Origin of the sequence: Aquabacterium sp. (genome assembly GCF_036279675.1) — a bacterium.
Lineage (GTDB): Bacteria > Pseudomonadota > Gammaproteobacteria > Burkholderiales > Burkholderiaceae_C > Aquabacterium.
Genome location: NZ_DASUIS010000097.1, coordinates 1 through 24250 on the forward strand (window position 1 = coordinate 1; position 24250 = coordinate 24250).

Annotated in this window: 22 protein-coding genes; 14 read left to right on the forward strand and 8 right to left on the reverse strand. The window is 63.4% G+C overall.

What is annotated here, in order from left to right; genetic code table 11:
- On the forward strand, positions 1-1714 hold a 1714-nt coding region (locus tag VFW93_RS11800), incomplete at its 5' end, for a penicillin-binding protein 1A (protein WP_329694186.1).
- Between the two features lie 28 nt (positions 1715-1742).
- On the opposite strand, the gene VFW93_RS11805 is transcribed toward VFW93_RS11800, so the two are convergent.
- Positions 1743-2771 carry a GGDEF domain-containing protein gene (locus VFW93_RS11805; protein WP_329694187.1) on the reverse strand — a complete coding sequence of 343 codons (1029 nt, stop codon included), beginning with the start codon at positions 2769-2771 and terminating at the stop codon, positions 1743-1745.
- Positions 2772-2894: 123 nt separating this feature from the next.
- Here VFW93_RS11805 and VFW93_RS11810 point away from each other — a divergent pair, with 123 nt between their 5' ends.
- The 6 genes from VFW93_RS11810 to VFW93_RS11835 are packed head-to-tail and all read left to right on the forward strand — an operon-like array spanning position 2895 to position 6021.
- A complete protein-coding gene (locus VFW93_RS11810; protein WP_329694188.1) occupies positions 2895-3416 on the forward strand; it encodes a GbsR/MarR family transcriptional regulator in 522 nt (173 codons plus the stop codon).
- 59 nt (positions 3417-3475) lie between these two features.
- Positions 3476-3925: a DUF393 domain-containing protein gene (locus VFW93_RS11815; RefSeq protein ID WP_329694189.1), complete on the forward strand. Its 450-nt coding sequence runs from the start codon at positions 3476-3478 to the stop codon at positions 3923-3925.
- A 32-nt stretch (positions 3926-3957) separates the two neighbouring features.
- Positions 3958-4305 (forward strand): hypothetical protein, encoded by a 348-nt coding sequence (locus tag VFW93_RS11820; RefSeq protein WP_329694190.1) that lies wholly within the window; start codon positions 3958-3960, stop codon positions 4303-4305.
- On the forward strand, positions 4302-5189 hold the full coding sequence (locus tag VFW93_RS11825; RefSeq protein ID WP_329694191.1) for an NAD-dependent epimerase/dehydratase family protein: 888 nt from the start codon (positions 4302-4304) through the stop codon (positions 5187-5189). Before VFW93_RS11820 ends, VFW93_RS11825 begins: the two co-directional genes overlap by 4 nt.
- Positions 5180-5548 carry a DoxX-like family protein gene (locus tag VFW93_RS11830; protein ID WP_329694192.1) on the forward strand — a complete coding sequence of 123 codons (369 nt, stop codon included), beginning with the start codon at positions 5180-5182 and terminating at the stop codon, positions 5546-5548. Before VFW93_RS11825 ends, VFW93_RS11830 begins: the two co-directional genes overlap by 10 nt.
- Complete coding sequence (locus VFW93_RS11835) at positions 5545-6021, forward strand: DUF2269 domain-containing protein (RefSeq protein ID WP_329694193.1); 477 nt, start codon at positions 5545-5547, stop codon at positions 6019-6021. The genes VFW93_RS11830 and VFW93_RS11835 overlap by 4 nt, the downstream gene beginning before the upstream one ends.
- Positions 6022-6033: 12 nt before the next feature.
- Here the strand turns inward: VFW93_RS11835 and VFW93_RS11840 are convergent, their stop codons facing one another.
- On the reverse strand, positions 6034-6552 hold the full coding sequence (locus VFW93_RS11840; RefSeq protein ID WP_329694194.1) for a helix-turn-helix domain-containing protein: 519 nt from the start codon (positions 6550-6552) through the stop codon (positions 6034-6036).
- Between the two features lie 116 nt (positions 6553-6668).
- Between VFW93_RS11840 and VFW93_RS11845 the strand changes: the two genes are divergently transcribed.
- The gene (locus tag VFW93_RS11845) at positions 6669-7451 is read left to right on the forward strand and encodes an alpha/beta hydrolase (protein ID WP_329694195.1); all 783 of its coding nucleotides are present in this window, start codon (positions 6669-6671) and stop codon (positions 7449-7451) included.
- On the opposite strand, the gene VFW93_RS11850 is transcribed toward VFW93_RS11845, so the two are convergent.
- The 3 genes from VFW93_RS11850 to VFW93_RS11860 all read right to left on the reverse strand — a co-directional run bounded on the left by VFW93_RS11850 (position 7448) and on the right by VFW93_RS11860 (position 10803).
- On the reverse strand, positions 7448-8071 hold the full coding sequence (locus VFW93_RS11850; RefSeq protein WP_329694196.1) for a M48 family metallopeptidase: 624 nt from the start codon (positions 8069-8071) through the stop codon (positions 7448-7450). The genes VFW93_RS11845 and VFW93_RS11850 overlap by 4 nt on opposite strands.
- A gap of 23 nt (positions 8072-8094) precedes the next feature.
- Complete coding sequence (gene sbcB, locus VFW93_RS11855; RefSeq protein WP_329694197.1) at positions 8095-9549, reverse strand: exodeoxyribonuclease I; 1455 nt, start codon at positions 9547-9549, stop codon at positions 8095-8097.
- Between the two features lie 132 nt (positions 9550-9681).
- Positions 9682-10803 (reverse strand): beta-ketoacyl-ACP synthase III, encoded by a 1122-nt coding sequence (locus VFW93_RS11860; RefSeq protein WP_329694198.1) that lies wholly within the window; start codon positions 10801-10803, stop codon positions 9682-9684.
- 261 nt (positions 10804-11064) lie between these two features.
- On the opposite strand from VFW93_RS11860, the gene VFW93_RS11865 reads away from it, so the two are divergent.
- Genes VFW93_RS11865 through VFW93_RS11875 form a run of 3 tightly spaced genes read left to right on the forward strand, consistent with a single transcriptional unit; the run spans position 11065 to position 15280 of the window.
- On the forward strand, positions 11065-14481 hold the full coding sequence (locus VFW93_RS11865; protein WP_329694199.1) for a response regulator: 3417 nt from the start codon (positions 11065-11067) through the stop codon (positions 14479-14481).
- A gap of 26 nt (positions 14482-14507) precedes the next feature.
- Positions 14508-14780: a PepSY domain-containing protein gene (locus tag VFW93_RS11870; protein ID WP_329694200.1), complete on the forward strand. Its 273-nt coding sequence runs from the start codon at positions 14508-14510 to the stop codon at positions 14778-14780.
- Positions 14780-15280 (forward strand): cytochrome b/b6 domain-containing protein, encoded by a 501-nt coding sequence (locus VFW93_RS11875; RefSeq protein WP_329694201.1) that lies wholly within the window; start codon positions 14780-14782, stop codon positions 15278-15280. Before VFW93_RS11870 ends, VFW93_RS11875 begins: the two co-directional genes overlap by 1 nt.
- Before the next feature lie 18 nt (positions 15281-15298).
- Here the strand turns inward: VFW93_RS11875 and VFW93_RS11880 are convergent, their stop codons facing one another.
- Positions 15299-15997 carry an RluA family pseudouridine synthase gene (locus VFW93_RS11880; protein WP_329694202.1) on the reverse strand — a complete coding sequence of 233 codons (699 nt, stop codon included), beginning with the start codon at positions 15995-15997 and terminating at the stop codon, positions 15299-15301.
- Between the two features lie 123 nt (positions 15998-16120).
- Here VFW93_RS11880 and VFW93_RS11885 point away from each other — a divergent pair, with 123 nt between their 5' ends.
- Positions 16121-17680 carry a methyl-accepting chemotaxis protein gene (locus VFW93_RS11885; RefSeq protein WP_329694203.1) on the forward strand — a complete coding sequence of 520 codons (1560 nt, stop codon included), beginning with the start codon at positions 16121-16123 and terminating at the stop codon, positions 17678-17680.
- A 1-nt stretch (position 17681) separates the two neighbouring features.
- Here the strand turns inward: VFW93_RS11885 and VFW93_RS11890 are convergent, their stop codons facing one another.
- Entirely contained in the window at positions 17682-18641 is a 960-nt protein-coding gene (locus VFW93_RS11890; RefSeq protein WP_329694232.1) for a bile acid:sodium symporter family protein, read from the reverse strand.
- 194 nt (positions 18642-18835) lie between these two features.
- On the opposite strand from VFW93_RS11890, the gene acnA reads away from it, so the two are divergent.
- A complete protein-coding gene (gene acnA / locus VFW93_RS11895) occupies positions 18836-21559 on the forward strand; it encodes an aconitate hydratase AcnA (protein ID WP_329694204.1) in 2724 nt (907 codons plus the stop codon).
- 34 nt (positions 21560-21593) lie between these two features.
- On the opposite strand, the gene VFW93_RS11900 is transcribed toward acnA, so the two are convergent.
- Positions 21594-23003, reverse strand: a complete 1410-nt coding sequence (locus tag VFW93_RS11900) for a hypothetical protein (protein WP_329694205.1) — start codon at positions 23001-23003, stop codon at positions 21594-21596.
- Between the two features lie 91 nt (positions 23004-23094).
- On the opposite strand from VFW93_RS11900, the gene VFW93_RS11905 reads away from it, so the two are divergent.
- Entirely contained in the window at positions 23095-24243 is a 1149-nt protein-coding gene (locus VFW93_RS11905; protein ID WP_329694206.1) for a DNA alkylation repair protein, read from the forward strand.
- Positions 24244-24250 lie beyond the last annotated feature (7 nt).

The following is a 24250-nucleotide window of genomic DNA, read 5'->3' on the forward strand; positions in this document are numbered from 1 at the left end:
CCCGGCCAACGCCAATCCGATACGCAGCCCCGAGCGCGCCCGCAACCGTCAGTTGGTCGTGCTGATGCGCATGCATGGCCAGGGCGTGATCGACGATGCGCAATACGAATCGGCCAAGGCCGAGAAACTGAGCGTGCGCGCCCCCGGCGACATGGAAGTCCACGCCGAATACGTGGCCGAGATGGCCCGCGCACAGGTCTATGCCCGCTACGGCGAAGAGGCCTACAGCACCGGCATGAAGGTGGTCACCACCCTGCGCGCCAACGAACAGCAAGCCGCCTACAAGGCCGTGCGCAAGACCCTGATCGACCGGGAATTGCAGATGGCCTGGCGTGGCCCCGAAGACCATGAAGAGCTGGACGACAACCTCGACGACACCGACCCGCTCGTGTCCCAGGCCCTCGTGGACTACAACGATGACGAAACCTTGCGGGTCGCCATCGTCACGGAGGCTGGCCCCAAAAAGGTCGTGGCCGTACTGGCCTCCGGCGATGTGGTGACGGTCACGGGCAAGGGCCTGCGCCAGGTGCAGCCTGGTCTGGCAGCCAAAGCCAGTGCCAAACTCAAGATCCAGCGCGGCTCCGTGGTGCGCCTGCTTCAGCAGGGCAAGGACTGGACCATCACGCAGTGGCCTGAAGCCGAAAGCGCGCTGGTCGCGCTCAACCCGCGTGACGGCGAAGTGCATGCGCTGGTGGGCGGGTTCGACTTCCGCTCCAACCAGTTCAATCACGTGACACAAGGCTGGCGCCAGCCGGGCTCCAGCTTCAAGCCCTTCCTGTATGCCGCGGCCATGGAAAACGGCGTGATGCCGGAGACCATCGTCAACGATGCGCCCTTGACCGGCCTGGGAGACTGGTCCCCGCAGAACTCGGATGGCAGCGCCGACGGCCCCATCACCTTGCGTGAAGCCCTCGCCCGCTCCAAGAACCTGGTCAGCATCCGACTGGTGCAGTTGCTGGGCCCGCAGGCCGCGCGCGAGTGGACGGGGCGATACGGTTTTGATGTCAGCAAGCAGCCTGACAACCTGACGCTGGCGCTTGGCGCCGGCTCGACCACGCCCATGCAACTGGCCAGCGCCTACGCCGTGATCGCCAATGGTGGCTACAAGGTCGCGCCCATGGTGATCAAGCGCATCACCGATGCCGATGGCAAGGTGGTGTTCGAAGCGCCCAAGGCCGTGCTGAATGAAAACCAGCATACCGTCTCGACGCGCAGCACCTTCATGATCTCGTCGCTGTTGCAGGAGGTGACCCGCAGCGGCACGGCCGCCCGGGCCCAGGGCCAGCTCAAACGCCCAGACCTGTATGGCAAGACCGGCACGACCAACGACGTGGTCGATGCCTGGTTCGCTGGCTTCCAGCCCAATCTGGTGGCCGTTGTATGGGTCGGTTATGACAAGCCTCAATCACTTGGAAGCCACAGCTCCGGTGCCTCATTGGCGCTGCCAACCTGGATCAACTTCATGGCCACGGCCCTGGCACGCGAACCTGTTCGAGAGTTGAGCCCGCCGGAAGAAGGCATTGTGCGCAGTGAGCACGACTGGCGATATGCGGAGTGGGCCAATGGCGGATTCATCACCTCGCTGGGCCTGGACGATCAGCCCATCGACCGCTCGCTGATCCCGATGCCGCCTGATGCTGCTTCGGCCGCATCGGCAGCAGAGCCCGCCACAGCGGCTTCAGACGTCTCGGCCTTTCCAGACATTCACCCGTGAGTCCGGCCAGCGCCACCGGGTGGTGCGGCTAGAAGAAGTCGATCCCGCCTTTGACTTCCTTGCTGGCCACGTGCCCACCCTGCACGAGCTGGTCGTGCGAGATCACCTGGTTGCGCCCGTTTTGCTTGACCCAGTACACGGCCTGGTCCGCGCGGTCGAAGGCATCGGTCGGCGTGTCGTCTTCGCAGACACGCGTGAAGCCAACGCTCACGGTGATGCGCTCGATCTGCGGAAAGTGATAGCCCGCCACCAGATGCCGCAAACGCTCGAAAGCGCCCACTGCATCATGCTCACTGGCTGAGCGCAGGAGCACGACAAACTCCTCGCCACCGAAGCGGTAGATCAGGTCATTGAACCGGAAGGTCTCGCGCATCAGGCGCGCCATCAGCAGCAGGACCTCGTCACCGATCAGGTGCCCGAAGTTGTCATTCACACGCTTGAAGTGATCGATGTCAATCACGGCCAGCCAACCGAAGGTCTCGGCTTGTGCATCGCGCCGTTCATCCCCTGTAGGCAGCGACAACTGCGCGCTTTGATAGGTCAGACGGCCAAAGGCCTCGTCAAAGGTCTTGCGATTGCGCAAGCCGGTCAGCGCATCACATTCGTTTTCTTCCAGCAGGCCGCGCAGATTGCGGTAGAAGCGCGACATGCTGGCCAGCACGCGGTGCTGCTCGGCCGTGAAAGGCTGCAGGGCGGCCACCTCCAGCACGCCCATCACCTCGCGGCCGGCACTCAAGGGATACAGACAGGTCGGCAAGGGATCAGGCAGCTCCAGCATTTCGCCGGTGTGGAGGCAGCGGGCGTGAAACGGCAGGCTGGCCAGGCCAGGCAGGCTCTCGAAAGGCACGCTGGAGGTATCCACGAGTTCCTGGTCGCGACCCGCGCAGCAACTGGCCGTGGTCAGCCAGCGAACATCGACGCCTTCGCCCACCCTGCGATGGATCACCACGTTCTGAGGCCGCACCAGATCGTGCACCAGTTGCGCCAGCGACATGTCCAGAACCTCACGGTCCCGCAAGCCGCTCAAAACGGCGAAATCCTCGATCAACTTGTTCATGTTGCGGCGCCACACTCCAACGACACAGGGCAACGACTCGGCATTCGGGAGCTTTTCGGTCAGATTGCGCACATCTTTAATTTCAGTCTTGACAGAAATTTCAGACGTCATAAACTGCAAGGCATGGAACTGACAGATGTTGCTCGCAAATTCGTGGTGCACTGGGGCGAAATGGGCTCAGCCTGGGGCGTCAACCGCACGGTGTCGCAAATCCACGCCCTGCTGTTCTTTCACGGCAAGCCCCTGCATGCCGAAGAGATCGCCGAGACCCTGGGCGTGGCCCGCTCCAACGTCAGCACCAGCCTGAAGGAATTGATCAACTGGAAATTGGTCCACACCACCCAGGTGCTGGGGGATCGACGCGATTACTTCGAAACGTCCAAGGACGTGTGGGAATTGTTCCGCACCGTGGTGCGTGAACGCAAGGAACGTGAGTTCGACCCGACCACCCGCATGCTGCAGGGCCTGGTCAAACAAGCCGAGTTCGCCAATGAGGCGCCGGATGCCCAGGATCGGGTGCTGGAAACCCTCAGGCTGATGGAGGCCCTGGGCTCCTGGTCTGACGAGATGCTGCGCCTGTCACCCAACACCCTGGAGAAGGTGCTGCGCATGGGCGCCAGCATCCAGAAATTCGTACGGGGATGAGCCATCCCCTTTTTTGGCTCGATATTTCTGTCTTTACTGAAATTTCAAAAGGAGTCGACATGAACACCGCCACCTATCCGCTCACGATCTACTACGACGCCTCCTGCCCTTTGTGCAACGGCGAAATGAGCAACCTGATGCTGCGCAATGTGGACGGCTTGCTGGCCTTCGTTGACGCCTCGCCACCCACCTTTGTGTCGCCACTTGCCGGCATCTCGCGAGAAGACCTGATGAGCCTGCTGCACGCCCGCAAGGCCAACGGCGAGGTGGTCAGTGGCGTGGAGGTGTTCAGGCTGGCCTACGGTGCGGTCGGCCTCGGCTGGGTCACAGCCCCCACTTCGTGGCCCGTGCTGGGGTGGCTGGCAGACAAGGCCTACCCGGTACTGGCACGCAACCGCTACCGCATCCCACGCGGCCTCGTCACCAGCGTATTTGAAGGCGTGGTCAGGCGCGCGGCCGAGCAGGCTGCGCAACGCGCCCGCTGCACCGACAAGACCTGCCAGCTCTGAGCGCCTCACCATCAAGCACACAGGAGTCCATCATGAACACAAGCCTCTTCCTGGTTTCGTTGCTGATCGCCATCGTTGGCCCGCTGCTGGCCATCAGCTACCTCAAGCCCATCCTGATCAAGGTGCTGCAATCACTGTGCAATGCCGAAGGCGGCGCCGAGTTCTGGGTGCGCAGCGCCTACTTGCTGGCCGTTTGTGGCACCCTGCTTCTGATGCTGACTTTCGGCGAGTTCCGAGAAGGCAGCAGCACGGTTGACACCCTTCGACGCGCGCTCTGGCTGGTCTTCGCAGGTGTGTTCACCACCGTGGCCATGATTTCTCGTGAAGTCTGGGCACAAGTACGCCAGACACTGGATGCCAACAAGGAGCGACAATCATGAACGTCCTGCTGTGCGGTGCCTCGGGCTTCATCGGCCGCAACATCACCAAGGCCCTGATGGCGGCCGGGCATCGGGTGATCGCCACACGCTCACCCGCCCATCGTGGCGATGCATCGGCCATCCCTGTCGACTTCAATGTCGACACCGATCCCGCCGTCTGGCTGCCGCGACTGCAAGGCATCGACGCCGTGGTCAATGCCGTGGGTGTGCTGCGCGACAGCCGCAAGCGCCCCATCCAGGCCGTGCACAACGACACGCCCAAGGCCTTGTACACAGCCTGCGCGCAAGCTGGCATCCGGCGCGTGATCCACGTTTCGGCACTGGGCATCGAAGGCAGCAGCACGGCCTATGCACAGACCAAGCTCGCCACTGACCAGCACCTGCTCACGTTGACGGCACAGGGGCAGCTGGATGCGGTGGTACTGCGCCCCAGCATCGTGTTCGGCGCCCAGGGCGACAGCAGCAAGCTGTTCATGGGCCTGGCCCAGTTGCCCGCCCTGATGTTGCCCCAGGCCATGATCAAGGCAAGGATCCAGCCCGTCGCGGTGGGCGACCTGGCCCTGGCCGTGACACGCCTGCTGAATGAAGCGGCCACCGTGAAGGGCATCGTCTGCTGCGTGGGCCCCGAAGCCCTGAGCATGGCCGATTTCGTCGGCAGTCTGCGAGCCCAGCTTGGCAAAGGCAAGGCCCTGGTGATGCCCCTGCCCGGTTTCATGACCACATTGAGCGCCCGCATCGGCGACCAGATCCCGGCCATGCCCTTCTGCTCGGACACCCTGTCCCTGCTGGATCAGGACAATGTGGCACCGCCACAGGCGTTCACGGAACTGCTGGGGCGGCGGCCCATCGCACACCAGCATCTGGTGAAGAGCTCATGGCACTGAAGCCCGTCGATCGGCAACTGGCCCGCTTCGGTCTCATCGCCGTATGGATATGGACGGCCCTGGTCAGTGTGCAGCAAGCGCATGGCTTGAGCGCACAACTCCTGCAGGCCAGCGCCATCCCCGCCCCGCTCTATCCTTGGATCATCTGGGGTGGCGCTGGCGTTGACCTGCTCCTGGGCCTGCTGATGTGGCTGCGCCCTGCCAGTTGGGTTTACCTCACGGCAATGGGCATGACGCTGACCATGACCTTGATCGGCACCTGGGTCGACCCGGCCTTGTGGCTGCACCCACTGGGGCCTTTGAGCAAGAACCTGCCCATCCTCGCCTTGCTGTGGATCGTGGCACGGGACGAACCATGAACACTTACCTTCTCATCAAGTGGATCCACATCCTGTCGAGCGTGCTGATGGTGGGCACGGGGCTGGGATCGGCTTTCTACATGTTCTTTGCCAATCGCAGCGGCTCACAGGCCGCCCAGACCGTGGTGTGCAAGCTGGTGGTACGGGCCGACTGGTGGTTCACCACCCCCACGGCCATCATCCAGCCCTTGTCCGGCTTCTGGATGGCCCATCTGGCAGGCTGGCCACTGGACGCCCCCTGGTTGATGAGCGCCATCGGCCTGTATGTGCTGGCCGGCCTGTGCTGGTTGCCTGTGGTGTGGCTGCAGTTGCGCATGGCGGCCTTGAGCCAGCAGGCGCATGATCGGCAACAGTCCTTACCTGCGCTGTACTGGACCTACGCTCGCAGATGGGAATGGCTGGGCTATCCGGCATTTATCGCCATGCTGGCCGTGTTCTACCTGATGGTGAACAAGCCGACCCTATGGCTTTGAGACCGGCCTGACTCAATCCAGCTTGGCCTGCCGAGCCGCGAACCGTTCGGCGATCTCGGTCATCCGTTGCCGCACCGCGTTGCCAGCCCCCGGCCCGGGCACCGGCATCACCTCGGACACATCCAGCGGCTCGCCATTGGCCGAACGCAGGACCATCGGCGCGATCTCCTGCCCCGTGCGGCGCGCCACGATGCGCACAGGCGGCCCCTTGGGCGCGCTGGCGTGCTTGTCGCCCCACTGCAGCATGGCCACCAGCACCGGAAACAGATCCCGGCCCTTGGGGCTGAGGCGGTAGGACAAGGCCTTGCCACTCGCGCTGGTGGCCTCGACCACCAGGATGCCGCCCTCCACCAGCTTGGTCAGGCGCTGCGTGAGCACATTGGGCGCAATGCCCAGCGCCCGCTCGAACTCGCCAAACTTGCGGCTGCCGAAAAACGCCTCGCGCACGATCAGAAACGTCCACCAGTCGCCCAGCAGCTCCAGCGTGCGGGCAATGGAACAGCTCATGTCGGCGAACGAGGTGCGACGCATGGGGACTCCAGTCAATGTCGGCGAAAGATCCATTCAGCTCGGTTGCAGGCTGGCAACTTCCTGCCTATACTGCCCCAACTACTTGCTTTATGCAAGTAAATGACGGAGACGATTTCATGCCCCTTGCCAGTTCCGACACTGCCTTGTTCATCCACTCCACCGGGATGGGCCCCTTCATGTGGAAGCGCCTGATGGCCACCGTACCCGAGGGCATGCGCAGCATCGCCGCCGTCAACCGAGGCTATGCCCCGAACGATCTGATGCCGCGCGGCACGCCCTTCACCATGGACATGGATCTGGCGCACATCAAGGCACAGATCCCGGCGGACACGACCGGCCTGCACATCGTGGCCCACTCCTACGGCGGCTTGCTGGCCCTGCTGCTCACGCTGGAAGGCCAGTTGCCCATCAAGTCCTTGTGGCTGTATGAGCCCGTGATGTTCGGCACCCTGCGCCACATCCAGGCTCAGCTCGACGACGACGTGGGCTCGCTCATCACCGCCATGTATGGCCCGGACAGCCTGTTTGCCACATCCGAAACCGGGGGGGATGACGCCTGGCTGGAAGCCTTCATCGACTACTGGAACGGCCCCGGGGCCTGGGCCGCCATGCCCGACAAGGTGCGCGCCCCCATGCGCGTGCTGGGCTGGAAGATGTCGCAGGAGGTGCATGCCATCGGCACCTTGTTCAGGCCCATGGACGACTACCTGGTCAAGGCACCCCTCACCCTGATCCACGGCGAGCACACCACGCTGCCTGCACGCGACATGTCACGTCGCCTGGCCAAGGTCAACAGCCATGCCAGGCTGGAGACACTGCCCGGGCTGGGGCACATGTCGGTCGTCACCGATGCGGACAAGGTGGCACCCAGCCTGCAGGCGCACTGGGCCCGGCTCTAAGGCGCGGCGTCGGTCCGCTTGCCGGCCGTCTGTACGGCGGCTTCTGTGGCGGCCAGATCCTGCGCCACCAGGTACAGGCGCAGATCGAACTCGTACTGGTGGTAGTTCGGCTCCATGTGTGTGCACAGCTGGTAGAAGGCCTTGTCATGGTCCTTCTCCTTCAGGTGGGCCAGTTCGTGCACGACGATCATGCGCAGGAACTCGGGCGCCACCTCACGAAACAGACTGGCCACCCGGATCTCGCGCTTGGCCTTGAGCTTGCCGCCCTGCACGCGTGACACCGCGGTGTGTGTGCCCAGGGCATGCGTGATGACCTTGAGCTTGCTGTCAAAGGCCACCTTGCTGAGTTGATCGGCATTGCGCATGTAGCGGCCCTTGAGCGCCATCACATACTCGTACAAGGCCGAGTCGGATTTCACGTCGTGCCGATCGGGATAACGGCGCGCCAGCGTGTCGGCCAGCTTGCCCTCGTCGATCAATTGCTGAACCTGCTGCAGCAGATGCGGCGGATAGCCAGTGAGGTAGCGCAAGTGCGGTGGTGCACTGCGGATCACCGGCACCAGCGTGGCCACGCCTGGCCTGGCGCCATCGCGGTGAGCGGGTTTACGGTGAGACGTCATCAGGCATCTTCATCCAAAGCGACTCAAGGCGCGATCTGTTCGGCATAGTCGTACAGCGCGCCCAGGATGTCCTGGCCACGCTCGTCGTCTTCACTCAATGACTCGCCCAGGGCATCGATGCGCTCGAAGAAGGCCGCCAGCGACAAGCCGCCACCTTCGCCTTCATGCAGTCGAGCCACGCGCAACTCGTGCCAGCGTGCCTGCTCGGCTTCGCTCAGGGTATCCGGGAAGTTGCGGGCACGGTAGCGGAACAGCACCTCTTCCAGGCGTTCGTCCACAAAGCCTGGCGTGCGCTCGGCCAGTTGGGTGGGCGACAGGCCACGCAGGCGTTGCAGCACACGGCGGTCTTCATTGCCCACGAAGCCGCCATACAGGTCTTCATCGACATCAGCCGGGGTGCGCTTGTCATCGCGGGCGTACAGCTCGGCCCAGATGCCATCCATGCTGGCGCTGCGCTCGGCCACCATCTCGGCGTGCTCGGCGGCCTTGTCCAGATCCAGGCCCCACTTGGCGATCAAGGCCGGGCTCAGGATCTTGAGGTTGCCAATCACGATGGGTGACTTGTTGATGTGCACGCTCTTGACGGGCAGGCGCGTCACGCCCTCGGGCAGATCGGCCGTCTTGCTGAACATGCGCAAACGGATATCGGCCGCGCTCATGCCAAACAGCTCGCCGGGATCATGCGCCAGATCCCACACCAGGATCTCGTTCTTGTTGCTCGGATGCTGGGCCAGGGGATAGACCAGGGCCATGCAGCCACGCTCGTGGCTGAACATACCCGAGATGTGCAGGAAGGGGCGCCAGGCCGAGCGAGGCTTGTCCAGGCCGGCTTCGGCCAGCACCGCATCCTTCTTGCGCAGCTTCAGGCAGAAGTCCCACAGCTTGGGCTGCGCGTTCTTGATCAGGCGGGCCAGGCCAATGGTGGCGCGCACGTCGGACAAGGCATCGTGCGCGGCTTCGTGGCTCAGGCCATTGGCGGCCGTCAGGTGCTCCAGCTTGAAGGAGGGGCGGCCATCTTCGTGCTGCGGCCAGTTGATGCCTTCAGGGCGAAGCGCCCAGGTGCAACGGACCACATCGAGCAAGTCCCAGCGGCCACAGCCGTTCTGCCATTCGCGGCCATACGGGTCGATCAGGTTGCGCCAGAACAGGTGGCGCGTCACCTCATCGTCAAAGCGGATGGTGTTGTAGCCCACGCCCACCGTATTGGGCTTGCCCAGTTCACGCTCGATGGCATCGGCGAATCGATGCTCGGGCACGCCGCGCTCCAGGCAGGTCTGCGGCAAGATGCCCGTGAGCAGACAGGCCTCGGGGTCCGGCAGGTAATCCGGCGCGGGCTGGCAGTACTGCATGAGCGGCTCGCCGATCTCATTGAGATCGGCATCCGTGCGCACGCCGGCAAACTGGGAGGGGCGATCACGCCGGGCCACCTTGCCGAAGGTTTCGTAGTCGTGCCAGTAGAAGGTGAAGTCTGTGCTCATGGCTGAACATGAAGGCGCGGGTAGCGCCAGAAATGGAAACGGCCCGCGGGGCTACCCGGCGGGCCGTGGTCGGGATGCGGAGATTGTGCCCCCACTAAGCCGGGCACGGCCTCCGTCCGATGGGGGTCGGGCTCAGCGCTTGCGCACCACCACACTGCCCACCGAATAACCGGCGCCGAAAGAGCAGATCACGCCCACATCACCCTTGGCCAGATCGGCGCGGTATTTGTGGAAAGCGATGATGGACCCGGCAGACGAGGTGTTGGCGAATTCGTCCAGGATCAAGGGCGCGATTTCGGGCGTGACTTCAGCGCCGATCAGCTTCTTGACGATGAACTGGTTCATGGCCAGGTTGGCCTGGTGCAGCCAGAACCGGCGTGCCGCGGTGGGCTCCAGGCCCAGGGCCGCCAGTTGCGATTCGATGTGCGCGGCAGCGATGGGCACCACTTCCTTGAACACCTTGCGGCCTTCCTGGCGGAAAGTCTTGTCGCGGGCCTTGGGATCCGAATCTTCGCTGCGGTTGAGGTAGCCGAAGTTGTTGCGGATGTTGTTGGAGAACTGGGTGGCCAGCTTGGTACCCAGCACTTCCCATTGTTCAGCCGATGTGGCCGTGTCCGCGCGCTCCACCACCGTGGCCGTGGCGACGTCACCGAAGATGAAGTGGCAGTCGCGGTCCTTCCACTCCTGGTGGCCGGATGTGATTTCGGGGTTGATCACCAGCACGCAACTGGCCGAACCCGCGCGGATGGCATTGACAGCCTGCTCCAGACCGAAGGTGGCAGCCGAGCAGGCCACGTTCATGTCATAGCCAAAGCCCTTGGCGCCAATGGCGTTCTGGATCTCGATGGCGATGGCGGGGTAGGCACGCTGCAGGTTGGAGCACGAGCAGATCACGGCATCCACGTCCGCGCCCGTCTTGCCGGCTGCGGCCAGGGCCTTTTTGGCGGCTTCCACACCGATTTCGGCCAGCATCGACAACTGCTCGTCCGAGCGCTCCTGGAAGCGCGGGTACATGCGCTTGGGATCCAGGATGCCCGTCTTTTCCATCACGTAGCGTTGCTTGATGCCAGACGCCTTTTCAATGAACTCGACGCTGGAGTGCGACAAAGCCGCCAGGGTGCCCGCTTCGATCTCGGCAGCGTGCTCGGCATTGAACTGATCAACGTAGGCGTTGAACGATTCGACCAACTCGGCGTTGGTGATCGTGAAAGGCGGCTGGTACAGCCCAGTACCGCTGATGACAACTGCAGTCATGGCATCGAGTCTCTGACGAAAAACGATGATTCTGCCATGAGCAAACGGCCAGTAATTTCGGACAGCCCTGCCCTCCAAAGGCAGGCTTGCGGGATTTGTGGTCAATCCACGCCAGAACGCACGGAAACATCACGAGGTCGGGCAATCGTCGTTGCCCCGACTGCCCCCCTCTGATAGAAAACCAGGTGCACCACCGCAATGGGGTGCTGGAGCCTGGCAGTACCGTCGCAACAAGGGCTCGCAGATACGCTGGAGACCTCGATGGATCAGGAATGCCCGCCAGCGCCGCCCAACATGCGCAGCCTGCGCCGCAAGCTGACGTGGGCGGCCCTCGCATGGACGTTGGCCGTCTTGCTGGCCGGGCTGTGGGTTGCGCAATACCGAGTGCAGAACTATCGACACGACGTGTTCGTCAGTGGCAACGTGCGCCTGAGCAGCCTGCAGGACAACCTCGAGAACCACTTCCGGTCGCTGGCCGCGCTCGGGCAGGTACTCGCCAGGGAGTCGTCTTTCGTGGCCTTCCTGCGCCAGGACATTGCGCCTGAAAGAGCCAACACGCGATCGCCCGACCCGGCCCAATTGCGCACAGCCTTGAGCGCCAGACCCGACGTGCGCCAGATGAGCGAGCAACTCAAAGGCATCGTCAAGGACTTTCAGATCCGACAGGCCTATCTGCAAAATGCCTATGCCACCTCGGTCGCCGACAGCAGCTACGAGGACAAGCTCTACTCCACCATCGGCCACAACTTCCGCATCCGAGACTACTTCACCGGTGCCATGGAGACGGGTGCCGGTTTTCAGTTCGTCATGGGGCGCGTCAGCCACAAACCGGGCTTCAACTTCTCGGCGCGCATCAACGATGGCCCGCGTGCCCTTGGCGTGCTGATCCTCAAGACCGACCCCGCCTCCATGGCCAGGTTGTTCACCGACACCACAGGCCGACTGCTGCACATCGTCGACAGCAATGGTGTCGTCGTGGGAGGCAATCAAAGCGGCAACCTGCTGCAACAAGTGCCCAACGGGCCCTCGCTGGCGGGGCGAAATGCCGAAATGGAGGGCGCCTACACCACCCTGCCTCGGCCACTGAACTGGAAGCCTGTCGCCATCGACGTCGACAAACAGCGACTGGCTGGCATCACCATCGGTCGAGATCGCTACCTGAGCATGAGCAGCCAGCTCAAGGGCTACCCCTACACCGTCTGGGTCCTGACACCCCTGTCAGCCGAAAACAGCATCCAGGCATCCACCACACTGGCCACCGCCGCCACCATGGCATGCGGCTGGCTGGTCATCTGGGCCTACTTCAGGCGCATGGAGCGCGCCGAAGCGGTCGAGCAGGTCAGACGAGAAACCGTTGAGATGACACGTGGCCTGCCGCTCACGCTCTTTCGCTACCGGGTCTCACCCGAAGGGCGAGGCAAGTTTGCCTACATCGGGCCCGGCGTGCGCCAGTTGTTCGGCATGGACGAAACCTCGCTCATGGCGGATCCTGCCAGGATGTGGGGCCCTGGCGCCCAGGCTCAATCTCGACCGCCTACCGAGCCCACCGAGTTCGCCATGGATGAGGCCAGGCACAAGCACTGGATCAGCGTCAACAGCACGATGGCCACCACCGAGAGCGGCGAGCAGATCTACGATGGCTACTGGCTGGACGTCACGGCCCGCCGGCAGGCCGAACTGCGTTTTGAAGCCGTTTTTGCGCATGCGTCGTCAGCCTTCCTGTTCTTCCACAGGCAGGAAGGCATCCTGCGCTGCAACCCGGCCACGCTGACCTTGTTTGGCGCGCAAAGCTTTGACCAGCTGGCTGGCCTGCGCCCCTGGATGCCGCCCCTGTCACTGCCCCGACAGCCCAATGGCGAGTCCAGCCGAGAACTGGCCGAACAACTGCTGGACAGCTACCGCGAAGGCAATCAGCCCGGACGCATTGATTGGCAGTTGACGCGCCTGGATGGCAGCACCTTCCAGGCTGAAGTCATGCTGCTGTCGCTGGCGCACGAAGACAAGGATCTGTACTTCGCCATCGTGGATGACGTCTCGGCGCGCAAACAGACCGAGGAAGCCCTGCGCGCCGCCAGCAAGGCCGCGCAAGAGACCACCCGTGCCAAATCGGCTTTTCTGGCCAACATGAGCCACGAGATCCGCACGCCCATGAACGCCATCATCGGCATGACGCATCTGGCGCTGGACGATGCACCACCCGACAAACTGCGCCACTACGTGATCAAGGCCCACCAGGCCGCCAACAACCTGCTGCAGATCATCAATGACGTGCTGGACATGTCCAAGATCGAGGCCGGCCACCTGGAGCTGGAGTGCATTGACTTCAGTTTGCAGGAGGTGCTCGACCAGGTCACCGATGTGCTGGGCCTGCCTGCAGAACGTAAAGGCCTGGAGCTGCTGTTCACCGCCCCGCCTGACCTGCCCGCCCACCTGATGGGCGACCCGACCCGCCTGCGGCAGATCCTGGTCAACCTGGGGTCCAACGCCATCAAGTTCACCGATCAGGGCAGCGTCACCATCGGGCTGGAAGTGCAGCACCGCCATGGCCAGGACGTGGTCCTGCATGGCTGGGTGCGCGATACCGGCATGGGCATGAGCCCTGACCAACAAACCAAGCTGTTTCAGGCTTTCAGCCAGGTCGATGCCTCCACCACGCGGCGCTTCGGCGGCACCGGTCTGGGCCTCACCATCTCCCGGCAACTGGCCGAACGCATGGATGGCCGCATGTGGGTGGACAGCCAGCTCAACGCAGGATCCACGTTCCATTTCACCGTGCGCATGCGCCTGCCGGAGCACCAGGCCCCCATGGCCCTGCTCTCCGACGACTGGAAGGGCAAACGAGTCCTGCTGGTGGATGACAACGCCGATGCGCGCCAGGTTCTGGGCCAGATGACCAGCAAGCTCGGGCTGAAGGTGGACTTCGCCAGCAGTGGCGACGAGGCGCTGGCGCAAGTGCAGCAGGCATCACACCCATACGACTGGATCCTGCTGGACTGGAAGATGCCAGGCATGGACGGCGTCACCTGCGCAAGGCATGTCCACGAGCTCGCACAGGCTCGCTTCCCGCATGCCAACCCCTGCATCCTGCTGGTCACGGCTTTCAGCAAGGCCGACGCCCTGAAGGCCGCCAGAGACATCCCCCTGGCGGACGTTCTGACCAAACCTGTGACCCCCTCCACCCTGTTTGACAGCCTGACTCGCGCCTTGACGCAGGGCGCCGGGTTGCAGGTGGTGGCCAGCCCAACGGCACCGGCCCCCTCGCCCATCCGTACCCCCGATCTCAAAGGCGTGCGTGTGCTGCTGGTCGAGGACCAGCCCTTGAATCAGGAGCTCGCGAAGGAGTTGCTGCAACGTGCCGGTGCCGAGGTGGCCATCGCGGACGATGGCGCCCAGGCCTTGCAGAAACTCCAGGACGAGCCGTCGTTCGACTGTGTGCTCATGGACTGCCAGATGCCTCGCATGGATGGCTACACCGCCACCCAGCGCATCCGGGCCAACGACAAATGGCGCCACCTGCCCATCATTGCCATGACCGCCAGCGCCCTGGTCAGCGACCGGGATCGCGCCTTGGCAGTCGGCATGAACGACCATATTCCCAAACCACTTGATGTGAATCAGATGTACCAGGTCATTTCGCGCTGGGTTCGGGTGGCACAACGTGCCAGAATGGAAACCTGAATGCGAATCATTCCTGGAGAAACCTCATGAAAGTTACCGCCGCCCTGTTGTCGATCGCTGCACTGGCCCTTCCCCTGGCCGCCCAAGCCGGTGCCAAGTGCGAAACCCACCCCAAGGCCGAATGGATGAAAGAAGGCGATGCCAAGGCCAAGCTGGAAGCCGATGGCTACAAAATCCGCAAGTTCAAGGTTGACGGCCAGTGTTACGAGATCTACGGCTGGAACAAGGACGGCAAGAAGGTCGAGATCTATTTCGATACCAAGACGCTGGACATCGTCAAGGCTGAAATCGAGAAGTGATGCTGGTCTGGACTGCGGCTGTGAGGCTCAGCCACTGGCTGCTGGCCGGGCTCGTGCTGTTCAACCTGTTCAATGAGACCGGGCCCATGCACCGTTATGCCGGCTATGTCGCGGCGCTGACGGTGGCGCTGCGCCTGGCCTACGGTTTGAGCAGATCGCGGGGTGACTTCGCCCATGTCGGTCTGCCTGCACCCTCGCTGCTGATGCAGCATCTGCGCGAGCTGCGCACTGGACGGGTACATCGCAGTCTGGGGCACAACCCTGCAGGCATGCTCATGGCATGGCTGCTGTGGCTGCTCGTGCTCGCCCTGGGTGTGTCAGGCTGGATGACCCAGCTCGATGCCTACTGGGGCGAAGACTGGCTGATCGAGACCCACGAAGCCATCGCCTGGGTGCTGCAAGGCTCTGTCCTGGTTCACTGGGCCGGCGTCCTGATCATGAGCCGGTTGCAGAAGGAAAACCTGCTGCGCGCCATGATCACAGGCCGCAAGGCGCCCTGAACGCCTGTCACTGCCGGGTCAGAACGGCACCGGGCTGACCAGCTCGATGGCCGCCCCTGTCACGGGATGCGGCAAGGCGATCTGGCTGGCGTGCAGCATCAACCTGGGCCAGGCCGACTGCAGTGCGTCATCGCCATACAAGGGGTCGCCCACGATGGCGTGCCCGCTGGCCAGCATGTGCACACGCAACTGGTGGGAGCGACCGGTCACGGGCTCCAGCGCCACGCGTGTCTGCCCCATCTTGGCGTCACGCGATATCACTGCAAACCGTGTCAGGGAAGGCTTGCCGCGCTCGTGGCACACCATCTGGCGGGGCCGGTTGGGCCAGTCGGTGATGAGTGGCAGGTTCACCTCACCCGCATCAGCATCCAGCAAGCCGTGCACCAGCGCCACATAGCGCTTGCCGACCTGCCGATCCTGGAACAGCACGCTCAAACGGCGCTGCATCGCCTCCCCGCGCCCCAGCACCAGCAGGCCCGACGTGGCCATGTCCAGCCGGTGGACGATCAAGGCATCGGCAAAAACCTGCGCGACGCGGCTGGCCATGCAGTCCTCCCGGCCCTCGCCTCGCCCCGGCACCGACAACAGGCCCGAGGGCTTGTTGACCACCACCATGGCGTCATCGTGATAAATCACATCCAGCCCCTCGTCCGGCGGTGGGCAATAGATCACATCTGGCGTGGCGGACGGGATGCCTGAGCCGGGCAACGGACGCATAAATCACTCAACAGTCAAGAAATGCGGCCGAAAAGACGAACTGATTTCTACCTGCAAGTCAGGGGAATCCGGCCAGAATCGGCCAAGTCTAATCGCCTCACGGCGCGTCCCGGAGTTCGTTCCATGCGTCTCAACCTGCCCGTCACGGGGCAAGAGTATGACTACCCCGAGCAGGAGATGCTGGTGTCCATGACGGACCGCCAGGGTGTCATCACGCATTGCAACGCCGCCTTCACCCGCGTCAGTGGCTATACCCAGGACGAGCTGATCGGCCAGCCTCACAACCTGATCCGCCACCCGGACATGCCGCAAGAGGCTTTCAAGGACATGTGGCGCACGATCGGTTTCGGGCGCGCCTGGACGGCCGTTGTCAAGAACCGTCGCAAGAACGGCGATCACTACTGGGTGCAGGCCCATGTGACACCGCTGATGAGCCACGGCAAACCCGTCGGCTACCTGTCGGTGCGGACCAAACCCACCCGCGAACAGGTGGATGCCGCAGCCAATCTGTACAAACAGATCATCGATGAGCGCAAGCTGCCTCAGCCCACCTTCAAGCTGCATGCAGGGCGCGTGCGCTATTTCGGGCTGCGCGATGTGTTTGGCAAGTTCGGCCGCGTGCACCTGACTGGCCGAGTGGCCGTGGGCATGGCTGTGATACTGCCCGTGGTCATGCTGCCTTCCTGGCTGGGCTTGCCTGCCCATGTGCTGCCCTGGGTGCAGTTGGTCGTCGGTGGTTTGCTGTCGGCCGCCATGGTCAAGTTGCTGGACGTGACGGTCACACAGCCACTCAATGAAGCCATCCGCTTCATCAACAACATGTCGGCCGGTGACCTGACCCAGAGCATCTGGTCCGATCGCACCGACCAGGTGGGCATGCTGATGCGCGGCCTGCGCCAGGCCAACCTGAACACGCGCGCCTTCGTCAACGATGTGCGCTGCGAAACCGATGGCATCCAGCAGGCGATCGCCAACATCGCTGCGGGCAACAGCAACCTGTCGACCCGCACGGACACCCAGGCCGGCAGCCTGGAGCGCACCACGGCCGCCATGTCCATGCTGACCAGCAATGTGAAGCAGACGGCCGACACGGCCCGCGAAGTGGCGCAGGTCAGTGAACAGACCACGGCCGTCGCCGAACAAGGTGGCGCCGCCGTCAGCCAGGTGATCGAGGCCATGCAAGGCATTCAGGGCTCCTCACACCGGATGACGGAAATCACCCAGCTGATCGAGAGCATCGCCTTTCAGACCAACATCCTGGCGCTCAATGCGGCCGTGGAAGCGGCTCGCGCCGGCGAACAAGGCCGGGGCTTCGCCGTGGTGGCGTCCGAAGTGCGTTCGCTGGCACGCCGCAGTTCGCAAGCCGCCAAGGAAATCCGCAACCTGATCAGCGCCTCGGTTGAACAAGTAGGCGATGGCACGCGGCAGGTGGAAGCCGCCGGCGAGACCATCAACCGCGTGGTGGATGCGGTGGCCCAGGTCACGCAGTTGATCCATGGCATCACCGTGGCCACGGCCGAACAGTCGGACGACATCGCCAGCGTGAACCAGTCCATCGGCCAGATCGACAGCGCCACGCAGCAGAACGCCAGCCTGGTGGAAGAGGCCGCTGCGGCAGCCGAATCCCTTCAGCGCCAGGCTCAGACGCTGGTACGCGCCTCGCAGGTCTTCCGCGTCAACTGAATCAAGCGCGGACGACGGATTTCGCCGCCCTGGCAGCGTAACGCCGCGCCATCACCGCACAGACAAACAGCTGCAGCTGGTGATACAGCATGATGGGCAGGATCAGCACGCCCATGGCCGCACTACCGCCAAACAGCAGCTTGGCCATCGGCATGCCGGAGGCCAGTGTCTTCTTTGACCCGCAAAACACGGCCACGATCTCATCCTCCACTTCGAAGCCCATGGCGCGCGCCAGACGGCGGGTGACCCACAGCATGGGCGCCAGGAAGAGCACCGCCCCCAGGATGGCCTGCGCCAGCAGCAAGGGGCCGTGACGCGTCCACAGCCCATCTGCCACGGAGTCACTGAAGGCCGACCAGACCAGCAGCACGATCACAGCGCGGTCGAAGACATTGGTCACGGGCTTGATCCGCGTGAACCAGCTCAACAACAGCGGGCGCAGCAGGTGCCCCGCCACGAAAGGCAGCAAGAGCATCTGGGCGACCTTGGCCATGGTGTGCCCCACATCCAGATCATGCCCCTGGCCCTGCATGACCAGGCTGACCAGCAGTGGCGTGAGGAACACGCCCAGCAAGGTGGAAAGGGTCGCGTTGAGCACCGCTGCGGCCACATGCCCGCGGGCCAGTGCCGTCATGGCGACCGACGACGACACGGTAGACGGCAGCACCGCCAGGTAGAAGAACCCCATCAGCAGATCGTGCGGCACCCAGCGACCGAGCAAGGCGGACAAGGCTGCCCACCACAAGGGAAACAGGACATAGGTGCTGGCCTGCACCAGCACATGCAGCCTCCAGCGCGTGGCCCCTGACTTGAGGCTGTCCGTGGACAGGCCCATGCCGTGCAGGAAGAACAGCATGAACACGCCGATGTCCGTGACGCGCCCCAGATGCAAGGCCCCTTCACTGCGCCCCCACTGCGGTACGACAGATGCCAGCACGACTGCCCCGACCATGGCGATCAGGAACCAGTCGGCCGCGCCGGACTGTCGACGTCTGAACCGAGGAGGACGCTGGGGGTTGAACTGCTTGCTGAACACCGGAACTGATCCTGTTTGGGTGACATGGCCACTGAAGGGGCGTATTGTCGCCTCAGCGGGCTCACTGCCAAAATGAGCTTTCCTCAGAACCCATACCCATTTCAGACGGAGCAATCTACATGGCCAAAGCTTCCCAGCCTGCGCACGCCTTTGCACAGACCCTGAAATCGTTCAAGACGGCCTCCGGCAAATCGCTCAAGCTGTTCTCCCTGCCGGAACTGGCCAGGCTGCACCCCAACGTCCACAAGCTGCCGGTGTCGATCCGCATCGTGCTGGAATCGGTGCTGCGCAACTGCGACGGCCAGAAGGTCACGGCCGAGCACGTGGCCCAACTCGCCAACTGGCAACCGAACGCCGAACGCACGGACGAGATCCCCTTCGTCGTGGCCCGCGTGGTGCTGCAGGACTTCACTGGCGTGCCCCTGCTGGCCGACCTGGCCGCCATGCGCAACGTGGCCCAGGCGCAGGGCAAGGACCCCAAGCGCATTGAACCCCTGGTGCCCGTGGATCTGGTGGTGGACCACTCCGTCATGATCGACCACTACGGCAACAAGAAGGCACTCGACCTCAACATGAAGATCGAGTTCGAGCGCAATGCCGAACGCTACGAGTTCATGAAATGGGGCATGCAGGCCTTTGACACTTTTGGCGTGGTGCCGCCGGGCTTTGGCATCGTGCACCAGGTGAACCTCGAATACCTCGCACGCGGCGTGCACCAGACCAAGGATGGCGTGGCCTACCCAGACACCCTGGTGGGCACCGACAGCCACACCACCATGATCAACGGTATCGGCGTGGTGGGCTGGGGCGTGGGTGGCATCGAAGCCGAAGCCGGCATGCTGGGCCAGCCCGTTTACTTCCTCACGCCCGATGTGGTCGGGATGGAACTGACCGGCCGCCTGCGCGAAGGCGTGACCGCCACCGACCTGGTGCTCACCATCACCGAGATCCTGCGCAAGCAGAAGGTGGTGGGCAAGTTCGTCGAGTTCTTCGGCGAAGGCACCGCCTCGCTGGCCCTGCCCGACCGGGCCACGATTGCCAACATGGCCCCCGAATACGGCGCCACCATGGGCTTCTTCCCGGTGGATGACAAGACGATCGATTACTTCAAGGGCACGGGCCGCAGCAAGGCCGAGATCGAAGCCTTCGAGGCCTACTTCAAGGCGCAGAACCTGTTTGGCGTCCCCAAGGCAGGCGACATCGCCTTCTCCAGCGTCGTCAAGCTGGACCTGGGTACGGTGGCGCCCTCACTGGCTGGCCCCAAGCGCCCGCAGGATCGCATCGAGATCGGCGCCTTGAGCCAGACCTTCAGCAGCTTGTTTGCCAAACCCACCGCCGAGAACGGCTTCAACCAGCCAGCCGAGAAACTGAACCAGACCTTCAAGACCAGCAACGGTGTCGACATCCGCAACGGCGACGTGCTGATCGCGGCCATCACCTCATGTACCAACACCTCCAACCCCAGCGTGCTGCTGGCAGCCGGCTTGCTCGCCAAAAAAGCCGTGGAGGCCGGGCTGAAGGTCAAGCCGCATGTCAAGACCTCGCTGGCCCCGGGCTCGCGCATCGTCACCGAGTACCTGGAAAAGGCCGGCCTGCTGCCCTACCTGGAGAAGCTGGGCTTCAACGTGGCGGCCTATGGCTGCACCACCTGTATCGGCAACGCGGGCGATCTGACACCCGAGATCAACGAGACCATCAGCAGCAACGACCTGGTGTGTGCGGCGGTGCTCTCGGGCAACCGTAATTTCGAAGCTCGCATCCACCCGAACCTGAAGGCCAACTTCCTGGCCAGCCCACCGCTGGTGGTGGCCTATGCGATTGCCGGCAATGTCACGCGCGACCTGATGACCGAGCCCGTCGGCCAAGGCAAGGGAGGCAAGGACATCTACCTGGGTGACATCTGGCCGAGCAGCGACGAGATCTACCAGCTCATGAAGTACGCCATGGACGGCAAGGCCTTCAAGGCCAACTATGAGAAGGTCAAGAGCCAGCCGGGCAAGCTGTGGGAGAAAACCAAGGGTGTGAAGGGCCAGGTCTACAACTGGCCATTGAGCACCTACATCGCCCGCCCCCCCTTCTTCGACAGCTTCGAGACGACGCCCAGGCTCGCCAAACTCGGCGTCGACAAGGCCCGCATCATGGCCCTGTTTGGCGACTCGATCACCACCGACCACATCTCGCCCGCCGGCTCCATCAAGGAGGCCTCGCCGGCCGGCCAGTACCTCATCGCACATGGCGTGAGCAAGGCGGACTTCAACAGCTACGGCTCACGTCGTGGCAACCATGAGGTGATGATGCGCGGCACCTTTGCCAATGTGCGCATCAAGAACCTGATGCTGCCCGTGAAGGCCGACGGCAGCCGCGAAGAAGGCGGGCTGACCTTGCATCAACCAGACGGCCAGCAGATGTACATCTATGACGCGGCCATGCAGTACATCGCTGAAGGCACGCCCACGGTGATCTTCGGCGGCGAGGAGTACGGCACAGGCTCCAGCCGGGACTGGGCGGCCAAGGGCACGCAGTTGCTGGGCATCAAGGCCGTGGTGGCGCGCAGCTTCGAGCGCATCCACCGCTCCAACCTGGTCGGCATGGGCGTGCTGCCACTTCAGTTCAAGGGTGACGACTCATGGCAGTCCCTCGGGCTCAAGGGCGACGAGCTGATCAGCATCGAGCTGGGTGACGCGATCAAGCCGCAAGCCGATGCGAAGCTCATCATCGAACGCGCAGATGGCAGCAAGACGACCGTCACCGTGCTGCTGCGCATCGACACCCCGATCGAGGTGAGCTACTACCAGCACGGTGGCATCCTGCCGTTCGTGCTCCGGCAGTTGCTGGCGGCTTGAGTGTGAGGAGCAGCGGTACCCCACTGCTCCCCCCTCAACAGCCTCGCTGCAATCGACGCAAGGCCGCTGGCACAAAGTAGTCGCGCCGCATCTGCCCTGGGTGTGCGATGAACAGAGGGCCCCAGGATGGGTTGCCATCATGCAGATCATTGAGTGCCTTGATCAGATTGGCCTGCAAGGTGCCCAGGTTCTGCCCGGTGGCCAGGGCCTCCATGACCGCCGCCGACACCAGGTGCGCCGCATACAGCTTCTTGCCTCCCGGCGTGGGTGGCAAAGGCTTGCCATCGCGCAAGGGCGCGCGCATGGCCTGCAGGATGGCCTCATCTGAATCGGCCCAGCCCTGGATATCGCCCAGCGCGTGGTTCTCCAGCGCCTTGGCCTTGCCTTTCACCAAGGTCTTCGCCACGATGCGTGCGGACTTGCGCGCCACGGCCGCGGTGATGGTCTTGCCCGCCAGCACGATGGTGTCGCGGTCCTTGTCGGTCTCGGCGGCGATCAGTTTGGACCAGGCCGTGTGCCCCGCAAAGCTGAGCAAGACCACCACCTCGGCGGCCAGATAGCCCCGCACGATGTCGGCGGGATGAGGGTCATCCTCATAACCGATGCTGCCCAATCGAGCCGGTTGCCCATAGGCCTTGCCCAAGCCCCGGAAGTAGGCAATCAGACCGATGCCCGCTGCCGGCCCCAGGTTGAGGATGCCCATGACATCCGATGCGGTCTCGTCAATGCGGTCGGCCCAGTAGTCAGACAGGCCCTGGCCCAGCGAAGCCAGGTTGGTCCGCAGCATGTCGGCCAGTTCGGCCTGCAATCCGGTATCGGCATGCAGGATGTCGTGCCCCGCGGTCTCATGCCCCAGTGCGGCCCAGGCCACCAGGCCATGCTCGGCATTGGCAGGTGGCATGTTGACCACGGCCGCCTCCACCCCGAATGACTCCGACGCATCGATAGGCCAGGTATACGGACCGAAATCCGGGTTGCCCCACTTGGCCAGCGGCGGGATCACCCCCAGATCGGGCTGCTTGACGCCACGGCGGTCTGCCGCACTCAGGAAGCCGTCATACAAGTCGGAGATGAACTCCTGAAAGGCCCGGGTGGGCGCCTTGGCATAGCCCTCGCCATGCTGCAGGATGGCCTGCCCCAGATCCATCATCAACCCGGCAGCGCCTTCACGCTTGGGGTCACGCTTGAGCACCTGATTGAATTTGGTCGGGCCCAGATCGACGATGGTCTTGATATAGGGCTGAACGTAATACTGCTCGTAGACCGGCGGGAACTTGCCCTGTACCGCCTTGAGCCGCTTCACGAAGGCCGTGTGGTTGGTCGGATCAATCGGGCCGCTGCTGTTGGACACGGCCGCCAGGCAGGCATCATCGATCACCGCCTTCATGCCTGCGAGCTTGAGCGGATCGGCAGCCTTGTCGGCCTTCTTTGAAGTGCTTGCCATGATGTGTTTCGGATAGACCTGCTGTTGCGGATGAGTTTCAGTCTAGGCAGCTCACATGGCAGCATCTATCCCTAGATCAACACATCGCATCATGGAACCCTTCAAGAACCTGCTCAACGCCGAGGTCGTGAGCCAAACGGGCCACCACCTGCAACGGATCTCGCCTCTCTTTGACCGTGCCGCATTCGAACAAGGGGCCAAGCAAGGCCTGGACGAACTCGAGTTCAAGGACAGGGCCGTGCACATCTGCAAAGCCCTGCACGCCAGCCTGCCCAACCGTTTCGATCAAGCTGCGGACATCCTTCAAGCCAGCCTCAAGCCGGTGGCATCACCGCAAGCCCACCATGACCCCGACAAGGAACTGGGCACGCTGAAGACCGATGACACCGGCGTGGCAGGCTGGGTGCTCTGGGCCTATGGCGAATACGTGGCTCGACATGGCTTGCAGCATCCCGAGCGGGCCTTGCAGACGTTGCATGCCCTGACCCAGCGCTTCACAGCCGAGTTCGCGATCCGCCCCTTCATCGTTGAACACCCGGCACTGACCTTTGCCACCTTGCACCAGTGGGCACATGACCCCAGCGCCCATGTGCGCCGCCTGGTGAGTGAAGGCAGCCGCCCTCGCCTGCCCTGGGGGTTACGTCTGCAAGCCCTGGTGCGTGACCCGAGCCCAACGCTGCCCCTGCTGCTGCAGTTGCAGGACGACCCCAGCGAATACGTGCGGCGCAGTGTGGCCAACCACCTCAACGACATCGCCAAGGATCACCCTGACGTGCTGGTGCGCTGGCTGGAACAACATCTGCCCGACGCGCCGTCGCACCGTGTCAAGCTGCTCAGGCACGCATGCCGATCACTGATCAAACAGGCGCACCCAGGCGTGATGTCGGCATGGGGGCTGGGTGAGGCCTTCAAGGGCCGCGTCACCGTTTCACTCGGACAGGACAGCATTGCCGTGGGTGACAGCCTCACCCTGGAGGTCAGACTGAAGGCAGCCGGCAAGACACCGCAGACCCTGGAGCTCGACTACCGCATCCATCACCTCAAGGCCAATGGCGAAACCTCACCCAAGACCTTCAAGGGCAAGCGGCTCACCCTTCAGCCCGGTGAAGAACTGGTCTGGCGCAAGGCGCACAGCTTCAAGCCGGTGAGCACGCGGCGCTACCACCCCGGCCGGCACGCTGTGGACATCCAGATCAACGGCCAGTTGCACGGACAAGCCTCGTTCACGCTGGTGACGTGAAATCGCA